General features: G+C 73.7%; 15 protein-coding genes. 8 read left to right on the top strand and 7 right to left on the bottom strand.

Annotated elements, in window-relative coordinates; translation table 11 throughout:
* Positions 1-18 precede the first annotated feature (18 nt).
* Entirely contained in the window at positions 19-1,728 is a 1,710-nt protein-coding gene (locus Pdca_RS09875) for a ribonuclease J (RefSeq protein ID WP_269462865.1), read from the top strand.
* Positions 1,729-1,803: 75 nt separating this feature from the next.
* Positions 1,804-2,607 carry an alpha/beta hydrolase gene (locus Pdca_RS09880; protein ID WP_232021497.1) on the top strand — a complete coding sequence of 268 codons (804 nt, stop codon included), beginning with the start codon at positions 1,804-1,806 and terminating at the stop codon, positions 2,605-2,607.
* On the opposite strand, the gene Pdca_RS09885 is transcribed toward Pdca_RS09880, so the two are convergent.
* Positions 2,593-3,801 (bottom strand): helix-turn-helix domain-containing protein, encoded by a 1,209-nt coding sequence (locus Pdca_RS09885; RefSeq protein WP_158092130.1) that lies wholly within the window; start codon positions 3,799-3,801, stop codon positions 2,593-2,595. The genes Pdca_RS09880 and Pdca_RS09885 overlap by 15 nt on opposite strands.
* A 644-nt stretch (positions 3,802-4,445) precedes the next feature.
* On the opposite strand from Pdca_RS09885, the gene Pdca_RS09890 reads away from it, so the two are divergent.
* Positions 4,446-7,025, top strand: a complete 2,580-nt coding sequence (locus tag Pdca_RS09890; protein ID WP_085912490.1) for a DNA translocase FtsK — start codon at positions 4,446-4,448, stop codon at positions 7,023-7,025.
* 194 nt (positions 7,026-7,219) lie between these two features.
* The gene (locus tag Pdca_RS09895; protein ID WP_232021498.1) at positions 7,220-8,095 is read left to right on the top strand and encodes a YceI family protein; all 876 of its coding nucleotides are present in this window, start codon (positions 7,220-7,222) and stop codon (positions 8,093-8,095) included.
* Here Pdca_RS09895 and Pdca_RS09900 read toward each other — a convergent pair.
* The gene (locus Pdca_RS09900; RefSeq protein WP_085912492.1) at positions 8,082-8,912 is read right to left on the bottom strand and encodes a helix-turn-helix domain-containing protein; all 831 of its coding nucleotides are present in this window, start codon (positions 8,910-8,912) and stop codon (positions 8,082-8,084) included. The genes Pdca_RS09895 and Pdca_RS09900 overlap by 14 nt on opposite strands.
* A gap of 84 nt (positions 8,913-8,996) precedes the next feature.
* The gene (locus Pdca_RS09905; protein ID WP_232021499.1) at positions 8,997-9,530 is read right to left on the bottom strand and encodes an amino-acid N-acetyltransferase; all 534 of its coding nucleotides are present in this window, start codon (positions 9,528-9,530) and stop codon (positions 8,997-8,999) included.
* Positions 9,531-9,590: 60 nt separating this feature from the next.
* On the opposite strand from Pdca_RS09905, the gene Pdca_RS09910 reads away from it, so the two are divergent.
* The 4 genes from Pdca_RS09910 to Pdca_RS09925 all read left to right on the top strand — a co-directional run bounded on the left by Pdca_RS09910 (position 9,591) and on the right by Pdca_RS09925 (position 13,345).
* Complete coding sequence (locus Pdca_RS09910; RefSeq protein WP_085912493.1) at positions 9,591-11,153, top strand: MiaB/RimO family radical SAM methylthiotransferase; 1,563 nt, start codon at positions 9,591-9,593, stop codon at positions 11,151-11,153.
* Complete coding sequence (pgsA, locus tag Pdca_RS09915; RefSeq protein ID WP_085912494.1) at positions 11,150-11,758, top strand: CDP-diacylglycerol--glycerol-3-phosphate 3-phosphatidyltransferase; 609 nt, start codon at positions 11,150-11,152, stop codon at positions 11,756-11,758. Before Pdca_RS09910 ends, pgsA begins: the two co-directional genes overlap by 4 nt.
* A gap of 171 nt (positions 11,759-11,929) precedes the next feature.
* Positions 11,930-12,310: a helix-turn-helix domain-containing protein gene (locus Pdca_RS09920; protein ID WP_085912495.1), complete on the top strand. Its 381-nt coding sequence runs from the start codon at positions 11,930-11,932 to the stop codon at positions 12,308-12,310.
* Positions 12,311-12,493: 183 nt separating this feature from the next.
* Positions 12,494-13,345 (top strand): PspA/IM30 family protein, encoded by an 852-nt coding sequence (locus Pdca_RS09925; protein ID WP_085912496.1) that lies wholly within the window; start codon positions 12,494-12,496, stop codon positions 13,343-13,345.
* A gap of 188 nt (positions 13,346-13,533) precedes the next feature.
* Here Pdca_RS09925 and Pdca_RS09935 read toward each other — a convergent pair whose 3' ends face one another.
* From Pdca_RS09935 to Pdca_RS09950, 4 genes are all read right to left on the bottom strand, one after another.
* Complete coding sequence (locus tag Pdca_RS09935; protein WP_085912532.1) at positions 13,534-14,349, bottom strand: DNA-formamidopyrimidine glycosylase family protein; 816 nt, start codon at positions 14,347-14,349, stop codon at positions 13,534-13,536.
* A gap of 97 nt (positions 14,350-14,446) precedes the next feature.
* Complete coding sequence (locus Pdca_RS09940; RefSeq protein ID WP_085912533.1) at positions 14,447-15,940, bottom strand: glycosyltransferase family 39 protein; 1,494 nt, start codon at positions 15,938-15,940, stop codon at positions 14,447-14,449.
* A 142-nt stretch (positions 15,941-16,082) separates the two neighbouring features.
* Entirely contained in the window at positions 16,083-16,466 is a 384-nt protein-coding gene (locus Pdca_RS09945; RefSeq protein WP_085912497.1) for a DoxX family protein, read from the bottom strand.
* Between the two features lie 147 nt (positions 16,467-16,613).
* The gene (locus tag Pdca_RS09950; protein WP_085912498.1) at positions 16,614-21,497 is read right to left on the bottom strand and encodes an ATP-dependent helicase; all 4,884 of its coding nucleotides are present in this window, start codon (positions 21,495-21,497) and stop codon (positions 16,614-16,616) included.
* Positions 21,498-21,518: the final 21 nt, after the last annotated feature.

Raw genomic sequence — 21,518 nt, forward strand, 5'->3', positions numbered from 1 at the left:
AACCGCCCCGGGCGGTCCCTGAGCGCCCCGCCCGAGAAGATCGACCGGCCCGAGCTGCCGGTCGCGGCGCCGCCGGCGCTGGCCAAGGGTGGGCTGCGCACCTTCGCCCTCGGCGGCATCGGCGAGGTCGGCCGGAACATGACGGTCTTCGAGTACGAGGGCCGGCTGCTCGTCGTCGACTGCGGCGTGCTGTTCCCGTCCGACGACTCGCCCGGCGTCGACCTGATCCTGCCCGACTTCCGGGCGATCGAGGACCGCCTCGACGACATCGACGCCCTGGTGCTGACGCACGGCCACGAGGACCACATCGGTGCCGTCCCGTGGCTGCTCCGGATGCGCCCGGACCTGCCGGTCATCGGCTCCCGGTTCACGCTCGCACTGGTCGCGGCCAAGTGCAAGGAGCACCGCCTGACCCCGCACCTGCGGGAGGTCAAGGAGGGCGACCGGGTCCGGCACGGCAACTGGGACTGCGAGTACTTCGCGGTCAACCACTCCATCCCGGACGCCATCGCGGTCGCGATCCGCACGCCGGCCGGGCTGCTGCTGCACACCGGCGACATCAAGCTCGACCAGCTCCCGCTGGACGGCCGGCTGACCGACCTGGCCGGCTTCTCCCGGCTCGGCGAGGAGGGCGTCGACCTGTTCCTGGTCGACTCCACCAACGCCGAGGTCCCGGGCTTCGTGACACCGGAGACCGAGATCGGCCCGGTGATCGCCGACCTGGTCCGCCGGGCCCCGTCCCGGATCATCCTGGCCTGTTTCGCCAGCCACGTGCACCGGGTCCAGCAGGTGCTCGACGCGGCGCACGCGCACGGCCGCAAGGTCTGCCTGACCGGCCGGTCGATGGTCCGCAACATGGGGCTCGCCGACGAGCACTCACTGCTGAACATCCCGGACGGGCTGCTCGTCGACATCGACGAGGCGATGCGGCTGCCCGACGAGAAGCTGGTGCTCGTCTCGACCGGGTCGCAGGGCGAGCCGCTCGCCGCGCTGTCCCGGATGGCCCGCGGCGACCACCGCAGCATCGTCATTCGGCCGGACGACACGATCATCCTCGCCAGCTCGCTGATCCCCGGCAACGAGACCGCCGTGTTCGGCGTGATCAACGGACTGACCCGGCTCGGCGCGACCGTCGTCCACCAGGGCAACGCCAAGGTGCACGTCTCCGGGCACGCCCCGGCGGGCGAGCTGCTGTTCCTCTACAACGCGGTGCGCCCGTCGAACGTGATGCCGGTGCACGGCGAGTGGCGGCACCTGCGCGCCAACGCCGCACTGGCGGTGAAGACCGGTGTGCCGGAGGAGTCGGTGGTGATCGCCGAGAACGGCGTCGTCGTCGACCTGGTCGACGGCCGGGCCGCGATCGCCGGGCGGGTCGAGGTCGGCCAGGTCTACGTCGACGGCCTCGCCGTCGGCGACATCGGCGAGACGACGCTGGGCGACCGGCTGACCCTGGGCGAGGGTGGCTTCATCGCGATCACCATCGCGATCGATCAGAAGACCGGCCGGGCGCTGTCCCGCCCGACCCTGTCCGGCCGCGGGTTCTCCGACGACCCGAAGGCCCTCGACGCCGTCCAGCCACTGGTGGAGGACGAGCTGTCCCGGCTGGAGAACGAGGGCATCGGCGATCCGCACCGGATCGCGCAGGGCGTGCGCCGGGTCGTCGGGCGCTGGGTGGCCGACACCTACCGCCGTCGTCCGATGATCGTGCCGACGGTCATCGCGGTCTGAGACCATCGCGGGGCCGGTCGTCGCCGTACGCGGCGCGGCCGGTCCCGAGCAGGTGAGCTGAGAGGACGTCGCGGCGTGCGCCACTCGTTCCGCTCACTCGACGGCACCCGGCTGGCAGCGGACCTGGTGCTGCCGGCGGGAGCCCACCGGGGGATCGTGCTGGTGCACGGCGGCGGGGTCGACCGGCACGAGGGCGGCTTCTTCGATCGCCTGGCCGACGGCCTGGGTGAGGCAGGGATCGCCTCGCTCCGGTTCGATCTCCGTGGCCACGGGCAGAGTGGCGGGCGGTTGGAGGATCTGACCCTCGCCGGTGTGGGCAACGACGTATCGGCGGCGGCGGACGAACTCGCCGGCCGGTTGCCCGTCGAACGGGTCGGAGTGGTCGGGGCGAGCTTCTCCGGCGGTGTCTGCGCCGTGTTCACGGCCCGCCGGCCGGACCGTGTCGATCGTCTGGTCCTGCTCAACCCGCTGCTCGACTACAAGGCCCGGTTCGTCGATCAGAAGCCCGAGTGGCATGCCGACCGCCTCGGTGACGCCGGCGCCAGGTCCCTGCAGGAGAACGGTTATCTGGCGCATTCGCCGACCTTCCGGCTCGGGCCGGCGCTGCTCAACGAGGTCTTCTGGTGGGACGTCAGGGCGGAGCTGCCGACGCTCTCCGTGCCGACCCTGATCGTGCACGGCACCGCCGACACGTTCATCCCGATCGAGTCCTCCCGGCGGGCTGCCCGGGCGCTGACCGGCCCGCACCGGCTCGTGGAGCTGGACGGCGCCCAGCACGGCATCGCCGTGCCCGACGACCCCGGCTACGCGGATCCGAGGACCCGGTCCTGGCAGTCCGAGGTCACCGCGCACATCGCGGCCTGGTCAGCTGTCGAGTAGTTCCCGCGCCGAGCGCACGGCCAAGGCCAGCTCGTACACCGGCTGTCGGGAGCGCCACGGCTTCAGCGCCTCCAACACACCGCACGCCTCCAGCACACTGCGGCGCGAGCCGGCCGCAGCCGCCACCGGAAGCGCAGCCGTCGTGACGCTCGCCGCCTCGTCGGGCTCTCCGGACAGGGCCAGGGACCGCGCCGACAGGATCGAGACGTACGCCCTGTCCCGGGTGCTCATGCCGAGTGTGTCGACCTCGCCGAAGCGTCGTACGGCGTGTCGCGGCCGTCCTGACTCGCTCCAGCACAGCGCGACCTGGATGTCGAACAGTGCCGGTCCGGGCGCGGCATCCTGGTCGTGCAGCCCGGTCGCCCTGAGGTGAGCAGCCCGGTCGAGCAGGCTGTTGACCCGGTCGATGCCGGCACCCAGCATCGCCTCGCCACGAGCCCGCTGCTGGATGATCTCGGCCCGCAGCGACGGTGTCGCCGAGGTCCCCACGCGTTCGGCCGCAAGGGCCAGGTCCGCGAGCCGATGGGCGTCGCGCCGGTCGTAGGCCGCCTGGGACTTCCGCAGCAGGACGTAGGCCTGGATCGACGTGTCGCCTGCGCGCAGCGCGTACTCCATGGCCCGGTCGTGCCAGAAGAGACATCGGATGGCGAGGCCCGCATCGCGACACACGAAACCGGCATACTCCGCGACGAGCGCCCCGGAGCGGAGCAGCCGGTCACGGTCGCTGCCCGAGCGGTACCGGGTCAGCCCCGCATCGATCCGCCCGACCAGGTCCACCGTCGCGGACAGCGTCAGGTCCGGCCCGGTCACCTGGGCCGCGTGCTGGATCGCCACGAGCTCGGTGCTCGCCGAATCGGGCTCGACCTCGACCTCGACCGGGTCGCCGAACCGGTCGCTTCCGGGCGCCACCTCGGCGGTCGCCCCGTTCGCGCACTCGCCCGGGGCGCGGCGGCGTGCTACTCGGTCGGCGTGCAGCCGTGCCCGGAGGGCGACGAGATCACCACCGCACCCGAGTGCCGCGTCGATGGCGGACACGAGTTCGCGCGAGGCCAGCCCGGCCGAGGGCCGTTCGGATCGGGAGACGTACTCACGGGAGAATCCGGCGAGGTTCGCCAGCTCGGCCTGCGAGATCCGTGCGGTGCGCCGTGCGGCTCGGATGGCGTGCGCGAGCCCGTCCTCGGGATGCTCGTGCATGCACGCTCTCCGCTCGTCATGGCAGCCGGAGCAGCTGATCGTAGCGACCCCGCTCGTGCGGCGGGGCGGCATCGCGCCCGGTCACGGCGCCACGCAGACGAACGAGGGCCGGGCGGGTGGCAACAACGCCGGCCGGCGTGTTGCCACCTGTCACGCGGCCGGGACCGGCTGCTCCGATTCCTGTCGGGACAGGACGGAACGACCGAGGGAGCGTCGATGTACAGGGATTACACCGTCTCGACAGAGCCGGGGGTGGGGTGGTGACGGGAACCCCTCTGGTCGGTGCTCTGTGGGTGACGTGCGGAGACGACGTCGCCGATCATCTCGTCCTGGTCGCGGACCTCGATCGGAACCGCTGCGCACCTGCCGGTTCCGGAGTTCGGACGGTGTGCGGTCGCTCGGTGCTCCCAGCAGCTCTGGCGTGCGCTCCGCGGCCACGGTGCTGCCGGTGCCGGGAACAGCTCCACGACCCGCCGGCCGTCCGGACCGTCCCGCGGACGCGCATCGGCCGCCGGATACTCCGGTCGGGCCCGGCCGCATCGCCCGGGCAATGGCCTCCACGGTGGTGGGTGCGTGGTCGTCGGGACGGCCGGCCCCCGCGTCGGTCCCCGGTTCGATCATCGTGACGGGCTACCGTGGGTGACATGGCAGGACGTACCGGCACCGGCAGGACCAGCACGGCGGCGGCCGCGGGCCGTGGCTCGGGGCGGTCCGGGTCGCGCGCGTCCACCCGCCGCAAGCCGGCCACCCGCCGGGCGCCGGCGAAACGCCAGGGCCCCGACCTGATCGACCGGTCGATCGACGCGGTCGGCCGGGGCGTCGCCAAGACCTTCCGGGCGTCCGGGCGCGCCGTCGGGCGCACCCGCGACATCGATCCCGCGCACCGCCGCGACGGCCTCGGCTTCGCGATGCTGGTGCTCGCGGTGATCGCCGCCGCCGGGCTCTGGTGGCAGGCCGGCGGCTCGGTCGGCTACTGGTTCACCTTCGTCGTTCAGGCCGTCGTCGGTGTGGCGTCGGTGCTGCTCCCGCTGATCCTGCTCGGGATCGGCGTCGTGCTGGTGACGACGCCCGCGCACCCGGAGGCCCGGCCGCGGATCGTCGCGGGCAGCCTGCTGCTCGCGCTCGGCGTGCTCGGCCTGGTGCACCTGGCCCGCGGCGGACCCGCCGAGCCGGACGCCTGGCGCGGCGCCGGTGGCGCGATCGGCTACGTCGCGGGTACCCCGCTGGAAGCCGGGCTGACCGTGTGGACGGCCGTCCCGGTGCTGATCCTGCTCACCCTGTACGCGCTGCTGCTGGTCACCGGGATCCCGGTCCGCGAGCTGCCCGACCGGTTCCGCAGGCTCACCGGGCAGCTGCCGCCCGAGGACGAGCAGGAGAGCGAGAACGCCGACGGCGCCCCGCGCACGGTCGCCGACGCCGTCGCCGAGGCCGACCTCGACGGCACGAAGCCGGCCCCCCGCCGCAGGCCGTCGCGGCGCAGGCAGCAGGCCAGCGAGGCGGACGCGTTCCGGGCCGAGGACGGCGAGCACACCCCCACCCCGGTGGACGCCGACGTCCCCGGCGCCCCGGCCGACGTCCCGGCTGCCCCGGCCGATGCCCGGCCGGCAGCGGCCGCGAAGAAGGCGCCGCGCAAGCCGGTCGTCGAGACCCCGCCCGCCGAGGAGCCGCCGCCGACCGAGGGCGAGCAGCTCTCGATGGCGATCCGCGAGCCGGTCGGCGAGACCGAGTACGTGCTGCCGCCCGCCGACGTGCTCGAGTCCGGCCCGCCGCCGAAGTCCCGCAGCTCCGCGAACGACGCCATGATCGAGGCGATCAGCGGCGTGCTGGACCAGTTCAACATCGACGCCCAGGTCACCGGCTTCACCCGCGGCCCGACGGTCACCCGCTACGAGATCGAGCTCGGCCCCGCGGTGAAGGTCGAGAAGATCACCCAGCTGCAGCGCAACCTCGCCTACGCGGTCGCCAACGACAACGTCCGGCTGCTCGCGCCGATCCCCGGCAAGTCCGCGGTCGGCATCGAGGTGCCCAACACCGACCGGGAGATGGTCCGGCTCGGCGACGTCCTGCGCTCGGGGTCGGCGCGCAACGAGCAGCACCCGATGGGTATCGGGCTGGGCAAGGACATCGAGGGTCACTACCTGGTCGCCAACCTGGCGAAGATGCCGCACCTGCTGGTCGCGGGCTCGACCGGCTCCGGTAAGTCCAGCTTCGTCAACTCGATGCTGGTCTCGCTGCTCAGCCGAGCCACCCCGGACGAGGTCCGGATGATCCTGATCGACCCGAAGATGGTCGAGCTGACGCCCTACGAGGGCATCCCGCACCTGATCACGCCCATCATCACCCAGCCGAAGAAGGCGGCCGCCGCGCTGGCCTGGCTGGTCGAGGAGATGGAGCAGCGCTACCAGGACATGCAGGCCAACCGGGTCCGGCACGTCGACGACTTCAACCGCAAGGTCCGCTCCGGCGAGATCACCGCGCCGCCCGGATCGGAGCGGGTGTACCGGCCCTACCCGTACATCATGTGCATCGTCGACGAGCTCGCCGACCTCATGATGACGGCGCCGCGCGACGTCGAGGACGCGATCGTCCGGATCACCCAGAAGGCCCGGGCCGCGGGCATCCACCTGATCCTGGCCACGCAGCGGCCCTCGGTCGACGTCGTCACCGGCCTGATCAAGACGAACGTGCCCTCCAGACTGGCGTTCGCGACGTCGTCGCTCACCGACTCGCGGGTCATCCTCGACCAGCCCGGCGCCGAGAAGCTGATCGGCATGGGTGACTCGCTCTACCTGCCGATGGGCGCGGGAAAGCCGGTCCGCATGCAGGGCGCGTTCGTCGACGACGACGAGATCGCCAAGGTCGTCGCCTTCACCAAGGAGCAGGCCGAGCCGAGCTACACCGAGGGTGTCACGGCGCAGAAGGCCGGCGAGGCGAAGGAGATCGACGCCGACATCGGCGACGATCTCGACCTGCTGCTGCAGGCCACCGAGCTGATCGTCAGCTCGCAGTTCGGCTCGACGTCGATGCTGCAGCGCAAGCTGCGGGTCGGTTTCGCCAAGGCCGGCCGGCTGATGGACCTGCTGGAGACCCGCAACATCGTGGGCCCGTCCGAGGGCTCCAAGGCCCGGGACGTGCTCGTGAAGCCGGACGAGCTGGAGAACGCGCTCTACCTGATCCGCGGCGGCGGGACGGCCGACGGCGCAGAGGTCAACGACGACGAGTGACGCGACGACGAGTGACGGGTTGAACGCAGCGTGGCGATCTTCTGTCCCACGGTGCTGTGACGAACACCAAGCGTAACCACTCTTTCGCGGGAGTCGGTTAACGAGACGGTCTCATCCGTGTCACAGTGACAGCGGTGGCCATCGTTCGGTGGCCTTCCCGTCGGCCTGCCCACTCGGGCGGAGGAGGTCTTCCGGTGTTCTGGAGGAAGAAGGACCGTCGTCGTCCGGCTCGGGGAACGACCGACCGGCACGCCCTCGTCCCGATCCCGCTCACCGGCGGCGTGCTCTCCGGGCAGGTCCGGGACGGCCAGGGCGGTGCGCTGCCCGCCAGCGAGGTCTCGGTGCTCGACGCCGCCGACCGCCGGGTCGCGCACCTGGAGACCGACCCGTTCGGCCGGTACGCGGCCTCGCTGATGCCCGGCCGGTACCGGGTCCGCGTCGAGGCGGGCGGCTACCAGCCGATGAGCGACGTGGTCGAGGTGTCCTGGGGCTCGCACGCCGAGATGGGTGTGATGGTCCTCGGCGAGGACCCGGCGCTGCGCCCGCCGGAGCCCGGTGTGTTCCGGATCGACAGCGACCACAGTTCGGTCCGGTTCGTGGCCCGGCACATCGGACTGTCCAAGGTGTACGGCCGGTTCAACCGGTTCCACGGCCAGATCCGGATCGCCGAGCCGTTCGAGGAGTCCTCGGTCGACGTGGTGATCGACGCGGCGAGCGTGGACACCAACGTCGAGGCCCGGGACACCCACCTGCGCTCCGCCGACTTCCTCGACGTCGAGCGCTTTCCCGAGCTCCGCTTCTCCAGCATGCGGTTCGTGCAGCGCGGGGGGAACCGCTGGACGGTCGACGGCGACCTCACGCTGCACGGCCTGACCAGCGACGTGTCGCTGGACACCACGTTCCTCGGCTCGGCCGAATGGAACGGCGACCGGGTCGGCGCCGTCGCGACCACCCAGCTGCACCGCGAGCACTTCACCCTGAACTGGCAGCAGATGATCACCAAGGGACTGCCGGTGGTGGGCTCGACGATCGAGATCGAGCTCGACGTGCAGGCGATCAGGCAGGGCTGACCGACAGTCCGGACACCCGCTCGGCGAGCCAGGCGCCCGCGGTCGTCCCGGCGAGCGCCCGGAACTCCCGCGCCAGGTGTTGCTGGTCGGCGAATCCGCAGTCGGCCGCGACGTCGGTGAGCGCGGGCCGGTCGGCCGAGCGGAGGAGTGTGCAGGCCCGCTCGAAGCGGATCACCCGGGCCGCGGTCTTGGTGCCCAGCCCGGTCTCGCGGCGCAGCCGGTCGCCGAGGTGGCGGGCCGACCAGCCGACGTCGGCGGCGAGCTCGGTGACCCTCGCGGTTCCGCCGGAGGCCACCAGCCGGTCCCAGGCCCGCCCGATCTCGGCCGGCGGCCCGTCCGCGGCGGTCCGCCGCGCGGCCAGCCGGCACAGGTGCGCGTCGAGCAGGGCGCATCGCGTGGCCCAGGTCGGGGCCGCGTGCAGCCGGTCGAGCAGCGAACCGGTGTCCGGCCACAGCTCCGCGAGATCGATGACGTCACCGGCGAGCTCCGCCGCGGGCAGCCCGAGCAGCGTGCGGGCACCCCGCCAGGTCAGCGGGAGCTGCAGCCCGGCCTGGGGGGCGCCCGTCGCGATCACCGCGGGAACGGCGTGCAGTCCGGCCGCGGACGCGGTGAACCGGCCCGGCCCACGGCCGGGATCGGGTTTGCGCAGCAGCTCGACGTCGCCGTCGATGCAGAGGATGACGGTCAGGTGGCCGCCGGGCACGCCCTGGTGGGTGCCGGGCGGGCCGCCCGCCGTGCGCCACACCCAGAACTCCGCGACCAGCGGGCGCAGCGCGGCCGAGGTCCGCCACCGCCCGGCTCCGGGCCGTTCCGTCATGCGCTCCAGTATCGCCGGATCCGCACCGGGGCACAGGGCCGGCGCCTCAGCGGGCTGCACAGCGCCGGCGTCACGGCGTCGGTGTCACAGGGTCAGCAGCATCCGCACGTTGCCCAGGGTGTTCGGCTTGACGTGCGCGAGATCGAGGAACTCGGCGACACCCGCGTCGTAGGAACGCAGCATGGCGGCGAACACCTCCGTCGACACCGGCGTCCCGTCGATCTCGGAGAACCCGTGCCGGGCGAAGAACTGCTTCTCGAAGGTCAGCACGAACAGTCGCCGCAGGCCCAGGTCTCGGGCCCCGTCGATCAGCGCGTCGACGATCCGGTGCCCGACCCCGCGGCCCAGCACCGACGGCGACACCGCCACCGTGCGGATCTCACCGAGGTCCTCCCAGAGCACGTGCAGCGCCCCGCAGCCGACGACCTGCCCGTCCAGCTCGGCCACCAGGAACTCGGGGACGGCCTCGTAGAGGGTGACCGTCTCCTTGGCGAGCAGCACGCGTCCGGCGTACTCGTCGACCAGCTCGCGGATCACCCGGACGTCCGGGGTACGGGCACGCCGGACCGTCACGACCGGGCCGGGATCGGGCAGGTGGGGCTCACGTGCGTCGGGCACGGACGAGGAGCCTAGACGCCGGGCCGGGGGCCGTGGGCCCCGCCGTCTACCCTGGAGGCCGTGGCTTCCCCCGAGAACGCGCCCCGGCGCGCCGCCCTGCTGACCCTGGGTTGCGCGCGCAACGAGGTCGACTCCGAGGAGCTCGCCGGCCGACTGGTCGGCTCGGGCTGGGAGCTGGTCGACGCCGAGGCCGGCTCGCCGGACGTCATCCTCGTGAACACCTGCGGTTTCGTCGAGCAGGCGAAGAAGGACTCGATCGACACCGTGCTCGCGGCGTCCGACGTGGCCCGCCCGGCCGGCGCGAAGGTGGTCGCGGTCGGGTGCCTGGCCGAGCGCTACGGCGCCGAGCTGGCCGCCGACCTGCCGGAGGCGGATGCCGTCCTCGGGTTCGACGCCTACCCGGAGCTCGCCGATCGGCTCGCCGACGTCCTCGGCGGGCACGCCCCGGCCCCGCACGTCCCGGTCGACCGGCGCACCCTGCTGCCGATCTCGCCGGTGGAGCGGCCCGCGGCTACCGCCGACGTGTCGGTGCCGGGTCACGACTGGGTGCCCGACATATCAGCAGTGAGCGGCGCAGGATCGCGGATGGGGGCCACGGGATCGGGCCGCACCCGGCTCACCGGCGGCCCGGTCGCGTCGCTGAAGCTCGCCTCGGGCTGCGACCGGCGCTGCGCCTTCTGCGCGATCCCGTCGTTCCGCGGCAGCTTCGTCTCCCGCGCCCCGGCCGACGTGCTCGGCGAGGCGGCGTGGCTGGCGACCGACGGGGTCCGGGAGCTGGTCCTGGTCAGCGAGAACTCGACGTCGTACGGCAAGGACCTGCCCGGCGGTACCCGCGCGCTGGTCGATCTGCTGCCTCGGCTCGGCTCGATCGAGGGGATCAGCCGGGTCCGGGTGTCCTACCTGCAGCCGGCCGAGATGCGCCCGGACCTGATCGCCGCGATCGCGACGACGCCGGGTATCGCGCCGTACTTCGACCTCTCGTTCCAGCACGCCAGTGCGCCGGTGCTGCGCCGGATGCGCCGGTTCGGGTCGCGCACCGACTTCCTGGACCTGTGCGAGCGGATTCGCGAGCTCGCGCCGGAGGCCGGGATCCGCTCCAACGTGATCGTCGGGTTCCCCGGCGAGACGGAGGAGGACCTGGCCGAGTTGGAGGCGTTCCTGATCGGCGCCCGGCTGGACGCGGTCGGCGTGTTCGGCTACTCCGACGAGGACGGCACCGAGGCCGAGGGCTACGACGGCAAGCTCGACCCGGGGCAGGTGCAGGCCAGGGTCGCCCGGATCTCCGAGCTCGTCGACGACCTGATGGTGCAGCGGGCGGAGGAGCGCATCGGCTCCGAGGTCGTCCTGCTGATCGAGCGGTCCGCCGATGCCGACGACCCGGACGCCGACGAGCCGGAGATCACCGGGCGGGCCGCGCACCAGGGGCCGGACGCCGACGGCGAGTCCTACGTGGTGGCCGCCGCCGACGGCGGACCGGAGCCCGGCTCGCTGCGTCCCGGTGACCTGGTGCGGTGCCGGGTACTCGACACCGAGGGTGTCGACCTGCTCGTGGAGACGGTGGAGCTGCTCCCCGCGGGCGCACCGGCCGATCTGGCCGCGGCCCTCGTGGCAGGTACCGGATGAGCTCCCCGCAGCCGACCGGGGGCACCGTCCCGGTCGGTGGTCAGGCGCCGCTGCTGAACATCGCGAACGCGCTGACCTGCCTGCGGCTGCTGCTGGTCCCGGTGTTCGTGGCGGCGCTGTTCGTCGAGGGCGGCGAGGACACGTTCTGGCGGATGACCGCGTTCACCGTGTTCGTGGTCGCCGCGCTCACCGACCGGCTGGACGGCCAGCTGGCGCGCAGTCGCGGGCTGGTCACCTGGTTCGGGGCGCTCGCGGATCCGATCGCCGACAAGGCGCTCACCGGGGCCGCGCTGGTCGGGCTGTCGATGCTGGGCGTCGTCCCGTGGTGGGTGACGATCGTGATCCTCGGCCGGGAGATCGGGATCACGGTGCTGCGGTTCCTGGTGATCCGGCGCGGGGTCATCCCGGCCAGCCGGGGCGGCAAGGCGAAGACGGTCGCGCAGACGTTCGCGATCGGGCTGTTCCTGCTGCCGCTGCCGCTGCTGTTCCCGGAGGCGCTCACCGCGGTGCTGGCCGTGCAGTGGACGGTGCTGGTGGTGGCGCTGGCGCTCACCGTGGGCACCGGGATCGACTACGTGCTGAAGGCGGTCCGGGCGAACGCCTGAACGGGCGGGACTACCGGCGGGTATCCCGGCGTTGTGCCGGACGGGCCGTGTTCGCCGTGGGCGGACAGGGACACCCGGGTTCGGCCGCGCCGATCGGTGCGGCGAGTCGGTACGGTGATTTGCACCGGGCCGACACCGCGGTGCCGGCCCGGTCGGAGTCGAGGAGGGCACATGCTGCTTCGGGAAGCGATCGGCAGTGGTCTGCGACGCGCGCGGAACGCGCGCCGGCGCACGCTGCGCGACATCTCCCGGGGCGCTCGGGTCAGCCTCGGGTATCTCTCCGAGGTCGAGCGCGGCCGCAAAGAGCCCTCCAGCGAGCTGCTGGCGGCGATCTGTGAGGCACTCGGGATCACCGTCGCCGACCTGCTGACCTCGGTCGTTCGCGAGATGAACACCGATCTGCACACGGCGGGCGTGGAGCACGGCCGCACCGACGACGACGTGCTGGTCCCGATCGGGCAGCGGCACGCCGAGCTGCGGCTGGCCGGGCGCCCCGGTGCCGGACCGGCCGTTCCGGCGTCGTCCGGCGGTCCGGTCGCGTCGGCGGCATGATCCGCCGCGTGACCACGCGCTCGTCACGGTAGGGTGCGCGCTTACTGGCAGCGGTGCCAGGATGGAGAGGGCCGGAGCGCCAGTGCCGACCGCCGGGGGGAACGCGGGGTCGGCACGGTCCGGTGCGCCCGCCGCGGAGCGGGCACGGTCGTGAGCGAGCCCCACCCGGAGGTAGGCGGAGAGATGGCCAACGGATTCACCAAGGCCTGGAGCTATCTGATGGCCCTGTTCTCGTCGAAGGTCGACGAGTACGCGGACCCGAAGGTGCAGATCCAGCAGGCCATCGAGGACGCCCAGCGGCAGCACCAGCAGCTGTCCCAGCAGGCCGCGGCGGTCATCGGCAACCAGCGGCAGCTGGAGATGAAGCTGAACCGGCAGCTCGGGGAGATCGAGAAGCTGCAGTCCTCGGCCAAGCAGGCACTGGTCCTTGCCGACCAGGCGCGGTCCCAGGGCGACGAGCAGAAGGCTCAGCAGTACGAGCAGTCGGCGCAGACCTTCGCCACCCAGCTGGTGACGGCCGAGCAGGGTGTCGAGGACCTCAAGACCCTGCACGACCAGTCGATCGGTGCCGCCGAGCAGGCCAAGCAGGCCGTCGAGCGGAACTCGATGGTGCTGCAGCAGAAGATCGCCGAGCGGACCAAGCTGCTCAGCCAGCTCGAGCAGGCGAAGATGCAGGAGCAGGCGGCGAACTCGCTGCGCCAGATGAGCGAGCTGTCGGCGCCGCGCAACGCCCCGTCCCTGGACGAGGTCCGCGACAAGATCGAGAAGCGGTACGCGAACGCCCTCGGCTCGGCGGAGCTGGCCCAGAACTCGGTACAGGGCCGGATGCTGGAGGTCCAGCAGTCGACCACCGACATGGCGGGCGCGTCCCGGCTGGAGCAGATCCGGGCGTCGCTGTCCGGGGCTCCGATCGCGGGGGAGCAGGCGCCGCAGGTCGGGCAGGGGGAGCAGAGCACCCAGCAGCTGCCGTCCTCGCCCGCGCCGGCCCAGCAGCCGAACCCGGCCCAGCAGCAGAATCAGCCCGGCACCGCCTGAGCTGCAGCATCGAACGCCCCGCCCCGGCCCCGGAGGCGGGGCGTTCGCGCGTTCCGGCTCAGGCAGGGCCACGACACACCCCGTGGCGTCGCCGCACACCCGCTGCAACAGGTGTGTGGCGACACGAAGGGGTGTGCGGCCGTGGGGCCGCGGGTCGGCGGGCGGCGCGACGGGGTGCGAGCCGCGGGTCAGCGGCGGGTGCTGCGGGGTGCGGGGCCGCGCTGGCAGCGCGGGCACCAGTAGGTGACCCGGGCGTAGGGCGGCTCACCCTGATCCGCGGTGCGGATCCGGGCGCGGCAGCGGCGGCAGGGCCGCCCCGGGCGTTCGAACACCCAGTGCGCCTCGCCCGCGGCGAGCGAACCGGTGGTCGTCTGCTCCGGGCGGTCCTTGTTCGACGACAGGAGCCGCCGGGACAGCGCGATCACCCCCGGCAGGTCGGGGACCGCTCGCACCGGCACCCACGGCGTCACACCGAGCAGGAAGCAGATCTCGTTGCGGTAGAGGTTGCCCAGGCCGGCCATCACCCGCTGTTCGAGCAGCGCGAGACCCAGCTCGTGGTTCCCGCGGGCGTCCAGCCGGCGCAGCGCTTCGTCGGCGTGCGCGTCGTCCCAGTCCGGGTCGAGCAGATCCGGGCCGAGATGCCCGACCAGCGTGTGCTCGTCGGCGGTGGGCAGGAGCTCCAGATCGTGCAGCGCGAACCCGACGGCAACCCGCTCGGCGGTCTCCAGGACCGCGCGGGCCTGGTGCGCCGCGCGCTGCCACCGCATCCCGGGCCGGTAGAGGTGCCAGGAGCCGTCCATCCGGAAGTGGCTGTGCAGGCTGCGGCCGTCGGCGAGCCTGGTGAACAGGTGCTTGCCGACCGGGACGACACCGGTCACGGTCAGCCCGGCGAGATCGTGCTCGACCAGGCGCGGATGGCGGAGCTCCCCGCGGAGGAGCTCGTGCCCGGCCAGTGCGGCGTGCATCCGCTTCCCGGCCAGGTACACGGTGTCTCCCTCGGGCACCCGGACGACGCTACGCCGCAGCGGTGATCGCTGCCGCGTGGTGATCCGGTGCCACCGATGGCACCGGACCACCACCGGGTGACGATCACCCGAGCGGTCAGCCGACGTCGAGCGTCCGCAGCTCCGGCCACGCCTGCGACCAGGGGCGCGCCAGGCCCTCGCCGGTCCACACCGGGATGCCGGGTGTGCCCGGCGGCATCAGGGTGTCCCCGAGTTCCGAGGCTCCGGCCCGGCGCAGCCCGGTGATCGCCGGTGCGATCTGTTCCGGACGCTCCCCGACGAAGATCACGCTGCCGTGGTCGTCCGGCGGCGCATCGAGGTAGCCGTAACTGCGGCTCCCGCTGTGCACCGGCGGCAGCTCGGTGCCCGGCGGCGCGGTGTCCAGGAAGGACGCCAGGATGTAGGACTCGGTGAGCACCACCGTCCGATCCCGCTGCTCGGCGGGCATCTCGGTCCAGACCTGCCGGACGGTGGCGATCAGGCCGTCCTGCACCCCGGGCGCGGCCAGCTGCGCGGCGACCGGGACGGTCACCGCGGCGGCCAGCACCGACAGCACCGCCCCGGGCCACACCGTCCACGACCACCGCCGGTGCCCGGCCTCGCGCCGGTGCTGGAAGCCGACCGCGCCCAGCGCGGCGATCACGCCGTGCAGCCCGTTCAGGTAGTACGGCCGGCCCGCCATGATCACGAACAGCAACCAGAGCGCACCGAAGGTGAGCGCGAGGAACCCGTAGCGACGCAGCCGGGGATCGCGCACGGCGAACACCAGCCCGGCCACGACGAGCACCAGCCCGGTCACCCCGGCCAAACAGAGCAGCCCCAGCGCGACACCCGGCCGGCCGCCGTAGAGCGACTCCGCCTCGGCCGTGACCACCGCCCCCATCCGCAGCTGCGGCCAGTCGTGTGCCGCCTGCCAGAGCAGCGTGGGCGCGACGATCAGGGCGCCGACGACCGCGGACACCCACAGTGCGGGCCGGCGCAGCAGATCCCGGGGGCCGACGGCGAGCACCGCGAGCAGCAGCACCACCGCGAACAGCAGCACCTGGAACTTGACCTGACCGGACAGACCCAGGACCGGACCCAGCGCGAGCAACAACCGGTCGTCGCGCAACCGCATCCAGCGCACCACCAGCCACACCAGGAGCAGCCAGCCGAGCGGCTCCAGGGTGTAAGGCGTCAGCCAGTGCCCGACCAACGTCACCCAGATCCCGGTGGCCTGGGCCAGCGCGGTGAGAGTCTGGGCGCGCCGGTCCCCGCCCAGCTCGCGGGCGATCAGCGCGGCGACGACGACGGCCGCCGCGGTCGCCAGCGACGGCGCGATCCGCAGCACCGCGAGCGACCCGGGTGCGACCGTGTCGGCGAGCCAGGCGAGCAGCGGCGCGCCCGGCGGCTGATCGGCCGAGCCCCAGTCCAGGTGGTGACGGCCGATGGCGAGCATCAGCGCCTCGTCGAACCAGTAGCCGCGCCCGAGGGCCCCGGCGATCAGGTGGACGGCCGCCACCGCCCCCGCGATGAGGCCGACCGGCCACCGGGCGAGCCGCGGTACCTCCGCCGTGCCGGTGTCCGGACCGGACCGCAGTACCGCCGTCATGGATGCCCCCTCCGCGGACGTGCGCCGGACGTCGTCCCCCGGCGGGAGCCAGTCCACACCGGATGACGACGCCGGCGCTGCGGGCATCCGTCGGCGGTCGCCGGGCGAACGTTGCGCCTCGACCCGACTTTGGTCGATCGGCTCAGCGGTCCCGGTCGGGGCGGGCGACCCGCAGTGCCCACCACACCAGCGGGATCTGCAGCGGGAGCCGGACCCAGGCGATCGCCCGGTACAGCGGCGGCTTGCGCTGCCAGCGCAGCGCCATCGAGACGTTCGCCGGGAAGACCGCGGCGAACAGCCCCGCCGCCGCGTACCCCCCGATCCGCCGGGTCCGCGGATGCGCGACCGCTGCCGCCACCGCGCCCTCGGCAGCGCCGGAGGCGTAGGTCCAGAACCGGGGCGTGCCGGGCAGCCGCTCCGGCACGATCGAGTCGAACGGCTCGGGACGCACGACGTGCAGGACGGCGGCGGTGCCGAGCAGACCGGCCAGCGCGTACGCGGTGCGATCGGGGGAGCGACGGATCATCCGGTGATCGTCGCAGGGAGGGTGCGGACCGGCAGCCCGGGATGGCCCGGCCCCGGGAGGGCGTGGACCGGCAGCCCGGGACGGGCCGGAGTCGGGCCGCCGCGCACCCGCCCCGCCCGGCCCGCCGCCCGGCCCGCAGGCCTGCTCTCAGGCCCGCAACCGCAAACCCTTCGGCGTCACCCGGAACCCGGCCTCGGTGAGCACCTCGGACAGCTCGGAGGCCAGCGAGTCCTGCCCGTCGGCGCGCTCCACGGCGAGCGACCCGAGCCAGCCCTCGTGCACCGCGCCGGCCAGAACCTCGGCGGCGGCACGCAGCTCGTCGCGCTCGGTGGTGAACGACAGCAGTGAGCGGCCGCCGCGCTCCACGTAGAGCGCGGGGACCCCGTCGACCAGTGCGACCAGGGCACCGGCCTTGCGGCCCGGGCGGTGCCGGGTGTCGCCTGCGGTGTCCGGCCACGCCAGCGCGGCACCGTAGGGCTGCGCCGGATCGGCCGCCGCCAGGACGACCCGGGACAGCGACCGCCAGGCGTCCTGGACAGGGGAGGACCGGGCGCCCGCACCGCCGTCGAACTCGTCGTACCGGCCGGCTCCGGCGAACGCGCCGGAACGCAGCAGGTCCTCCGGGATCTCGTCGCGCGACCCGCCCCCCGTATCGGCGGCCGGCCCGCCACCACCGCCGGACGCGGCGAGCGCCCGGACCCGGTCGATCGCCCCCGGCACCGCGAACTGCGCGGCGCCCAGTCCCTCGACGATGTAGCCGCGCCGGCACCGCCCGGACTCCTCCATCGCCCGCAGTACCTTGTAGACCCCGGCGAACCCGCCGGTGACCCGCTCGGTGCCGAGCGCGCCCCGGGTCAGCACCCCGTGCCGTTCCAGGAACGACTCCGCCGCCGCGTGCGCCCGCCGGGTCGGGTCCGCCTCCCGGGCGACGGCGACCGACCAACGGCCCCCCACCGACGGCGGCCCGGCCCGGCTCGGCATCGACGGCCGCCCGGCCCGCAGCTGGGCGTACCGCCCGCGCGGCGCCCGGCGTGCGGTGCGGTGCGCCGCACCCGACCGCCCGGCCGCACCGCGCCGGTTCCCGCTGCCGGACAGCCTGGCCCGCAACGGGCCGAGGGTGTCGTTGGTCAGTGCGCCGGCCCAGACCAGGTCCCAGAGCGCGGCGACCATGTCGTCGTCGGACGGGGCGTCCTCGCCCTGCCCGGTCAGCGCCTGGCCGGTCCGGGTGGCGAGCTCGCGGAAGAACAGCGCCCCGCCGCCCTGCGCCGCGGCGAGATCCGGGTCGGTCAGCGCCGCCGGATCGGACAGCCCGAGCGCGGACAGCACGGCGGCGTGCAGCGGCGTGCCCGCCTGGTCCAGGTCGGGGGCGGGCAGCAGCAGGTCCGCGACGTCGGTGGGGGCCAGCGCCAGCCAGCCGTCCTGCCCGGCCAGCGCCCCGCAACCGGCCCAGGTGACCTCGCCCGCCGCGGTCAGCTCGTCCAGCAGCGCCGGGGTGTACCCGGGCAGCCGGGCGGGCAGGATCAGCGACTCCACCGCGCTCGCCGGGAGCGGGGCGCCGGCCAGCTGCTCCACCACGCCGAGCACGTCCTCGGCGCCGGGGGCCCTGCGGACCCGGCCCCGGCGCTCGGACCCGGAACGTACCTGCACGCCCTGCCAGGCCGGCAGGAATCGGCCCAGCGCGCGCGGCTCGACCGGTTCCACCTCGTGGCGCAGCTTCGCCAGCGAGGCCCGCCGCAGCCGGCGCAGGACCTCCGCGTCGCAGTACTCGGTCTCGCTGCGCACCCCCGCGGGGACCGACGCCTGCGGCCGCAGCTCACCCTTCACCAGCCGCCCGGTCCCGGTCAGCCGGTCCAGCACCCCGGCGACCACGGCGACGCCGAGCCCGAATCGCGCCGCGCACTCGCCCGCGGTGAACGGGCCGTGCGTGCGGGCGTAGCGCAGCACCAGGTCACCCACCGGATCGGCGACCGGTTCGGTGAACGCCTCCGGCACCCCGACCGGGAGCGCCGCGCCGAGCGCGTCCCGGATCCGGCCGGCGTCCTCGATCGCGATGAACCGCTCCTCGCCGGCGATCCGCACCCGTAGCGCCCGCCGCGCGCCCTCCAGCTCGGCGAACCAGCCGGGATCGACCCCGCGGGCCCGCCCGTTGTCGGCGGACAGGTCCCCGACGAAGCGGAGCAGGTCGGCGGCGCCCTCGACGTCGCGGGCGTGCCGATCCGGGGCGGTGCGCTGCAGGGCTGCCTCGACCTCGGTCAGCACCTCGGGATCGAGCAGCTCGCGGATCGCCTCCGAGCCGAGCAGCTCGGAGAGCAGCGTCGAGTCCAGCGACAGCGCGGCCGCCCGGCGCTCGGCCAGCGGGGCATCGGCCTCGTAGAGGAACATCCCGACATAGCCGAAGAGCAGGCTGCGTGCGAACGGCGACGGCTGTGACGTCTCGATCTCGGCGACCGAGACCTTCCGGGAGCCGATGTCGCCCATCAGCTCGCGCAGGCCGGGGAGGTCGTAGACGTCCTGTACGCACTCCCGCATCGCCTCGAGGGTGATCGGGAACTGCTCGAACTTCCCGGCGACCGACAACAGCTGAGCCGAGCGCTGCCGCTGCTGCCACAGCGGGCTGCGCCGCCGCGGATCCCGGCGGGGGAGCAGCAGCGCCCGCGCCGCACACTCCCGGAACCGGGACGCGTACAACGCCGAACCCCCCAGCTCGGCCACCACGATCTGCTCGATCTCGCCCGGTTCGAGCAGCACGTCCTCCGCGCCGGGGACGACCTCGGAACCGGACTCGTCGACGGCGTCCGGCAGGCGGAGGACGATGCCGTCGTCGGCCCCGGAGGCGCTCACCTCGACTCCCCGCCGCTCGCGCATCCGGGCCGCGATCGCAAGTGCCCACGGGCCGTTGACCTGGGCACCGAACGGGGAGTGCACGACCAGCCGCCAGTCGCCCAGCTCGTCGCGGAACCGCTCGACCAGGATCGTCCGGTCGCTCGGGACGTGCCGGGTCGCCTCCCGCTGCTCGCGCAGGTAGGAGAGCAGGTTGTCCCGTGCCCACTCGTCCAGCCCGGCCGCGGCGGCCCGTTCGCGGGCCGCCTGCTCGGTGAGCCCGGACATCTCCCGGACGAACGCGCCGACCGCCCGGCCCAGCTCCAGCGGCCTGCCGATCGACTCGCCCTTCCAGAACGGCATCCGGGCGGGCACCCCGGGTGCCGGGGTGACGATCACCCGGTCGTGCGTGATGTCCTCGACCCGCCACGAGGACGTCCCGAGCAGGAACGTGTCCCCGACCCGGGATTCGTAGACCATCTCCTCGTCGAGCTCGCCGACCCGGGAACCCGCGCCGTCGGCGCCGCCCGGTGTCATCACGGTGAACAGGCCGCGGTCCGGGATGGTGCCGCCGGAGGTCACCGCGAGCCGCTGCGCACCGGGGCGGCCACGCAGCTCGTCGGTCACCCGGTCCCAGGTGATCCGGGCGCGCAGCTCACCGAACTCCTCCGACGGGTACCGCCCGGCGAGCATGTCGAGCACCGCGTGCAGCGCGGAGTCCGGCAGCGCCGCGAACGGTGCCGCCCGGCGGACCGTGGCCGCCAGGTCGGACAGCGCCCACGGCTCCATCGCCACCATCGCCACGATCTGCTGGGCCAGCACGTCGAGCGGGTTGCGCGGGTAGCGCGTCGACTCGATGGATCCGGTGGTCATCCGCTCGGCGACGACGGCACAGGACACCAGGTCCCCGCGGAACTTCGGGAACACCACGCCCTCGGACACCGCCCCGACCTGGTGCCCGGCCCGGCCGACCCGCTGCAGGCCGGACGCCACCGACGGCGGCGCCTCGACCTGCACCACCAGATCGACGGCGCCCATGTCGATCCCGAGCTCCAGGCTGGACGTCGCGACCACGCAGGGCAGCAGACCGGACTTCAGTTCCTCCTCGACCAGGGTGCGCTGGTCGCGTGACATCGATCCGTGGTGGGCCCTGGCCACCGTCGGCGCCGCGCCGCCACCGACCCCGGACTGCCCGACCGCCTCGGCCGGGAAGGCCGGGTTCCCGGCGGGCCCGTCGTCCGCCGATGCTGCACCTTCTTCGGCGGCCGCCTGCTCGGCCGCCAGTTCGTTGAGCCGTGAGGTCAGCCGCTCGGCCAGCCGGCGCGAGTTGCTGAACACGATCGTCGAGCGGTGCGAGCGGACCAGGTCGAGCAGCCGCTCCTCGACCGCAGGCCAGATCGAAGGTCGCTGCGCGGTGCCCGCCGCGGAGCCGACGACCTCCTCGTCGGTGCTGCCCGGCGCGGGCCGCTCGTCGAGCGCGGCGAGATCCGGGACGGGTACCTGGACCTCGACCGTGATCGTCTTGGGGGTGCTCGGCTGCACGACCTGCACCGGACGAGTACCGGACAGGAAGGTCGACACCTCGTCCACCGGGCGGACCGTCGCGGACAGTCCGATCCGCTGCGGGGAGGCCGAGGTGATCTCCTCGAGCCGCTCCAGCGACAGCGCCAGGTGCGCACCGCGCTTGGTGCCAGCCACCGCGTGCACCTCGTCCAGGATGACCGTCGAGACGCCGCGCAGCGATTCCCGGGCGGCCGAGGTGAGCAGCAGGAACAGTGACTCGGGCGTGGTGACCAGGACATCCGGCGGGGTGCGGGCGAACTGCCGTCGCTCGTCGGCCGGGGTGTCGCCGGTGCGCATCCCGACGGTGATGTCGGGCACCGGATCGCCGAGCCGCTGCGCCGCCTGCCGGATACCGGTCAGCGGGGAACGCAGGTTGCGCTGGACGTCGACGGCGAGCGCCTTGAGCGGTGACACGTAGAGCACCCGGCAGCGGTGCCGCGGCTCCTCCGGTGCCGGCTCGGCGGCCAGCCGGTCGAGCGCCCACAGGAACGCGGCGAGGGTCTTGCCCGAGCCGGTGGGGGCGACGACCAGCGCGTTGCGCCCGTGCTGGGCGGCGGCCCAGGCACCCTCCTGCGCGGCGGTGGGCGCGGCGAACGCCCCCTCGAACCACTGGCGGGTGGCGGGGGAGAAGCCGTCGAGTGCGCTCACCCGACCATCATGCGGGCGGGC

Source organism: Pseudonocardia autotrophica (genome assembly GCF_003945385.1).
Taxonomy (GTDB): Bacteria; Actinomycetota; Actinomycetes; order Mycobacteriales; family Pseudonocardiaceae; genus Pseudonocardia; species Pseudonocardia autotrophica.

What these genes read in the sequence shown, in the direction of transcription:
- Pdca_RS09920 (WP_085912495.1), top strand. Translation starts at nt 11,930, where the DNA reads ATGCTGCTTCGGGAAGCGATCGGCAGTGGTCTGCGACGCGCGCGGAAC.
- Pdca_RS09925 (WP_085912496.1), top strand. Translation starts at nt 12,494, where the DNA reads ATGGCCAACGGATTCACCAAGGCCTGGAGCTATCTGATGGCCCTGTTC.
- Pdca_RS09885 (WP_158092130.1), bottom strand. Translation starts at nt 3,801, where the DNA reads ATGCACGAGCATCCCGAGGACGGGCTCGCGCACGCCATCCGAGCCGCA.
- Pdca_RS09945 (WP_085912497.1), bottom strand. Translation starts at nt 16,466, where the DNA reads ATGATCCGTCGCTCCCCCGATCGCACCGCGTACGCGCTGGCCGGTCTG.
- Pdca_RS09900 (WP_085912492.1), bottom strand. Translation starts at nt 8,912, where the DNA reads ATGACGGAACGGCCCGGAGCCGGGCGGTGGCGGACCTCGGCCGCGCTG.
- Pdca_RS09890 (WP_085912490.1), top strand. Translation starts at nt 4,446, where the DNA reads ATGGCAGGACGTACCGGCACCGGCAGGACCAGCACGGCGGCGGCCGCG.
- pgsA (WP_085912494.1), top strand. Translation starts at nt 11,150, where the DNA reads ATGAGCTCCCCGCAGCCGACCGGGGGCACCGTCCCGGTCGGTGGTCAG.
- Pdca_RS09940 (WP_085912533.1), bottom strand. Translation starts at nt 15,940, where the DNA reads ATGACGGCGGTACTGCGGTCCGGTCCGGACACCGGCACGGCGGAGGTA.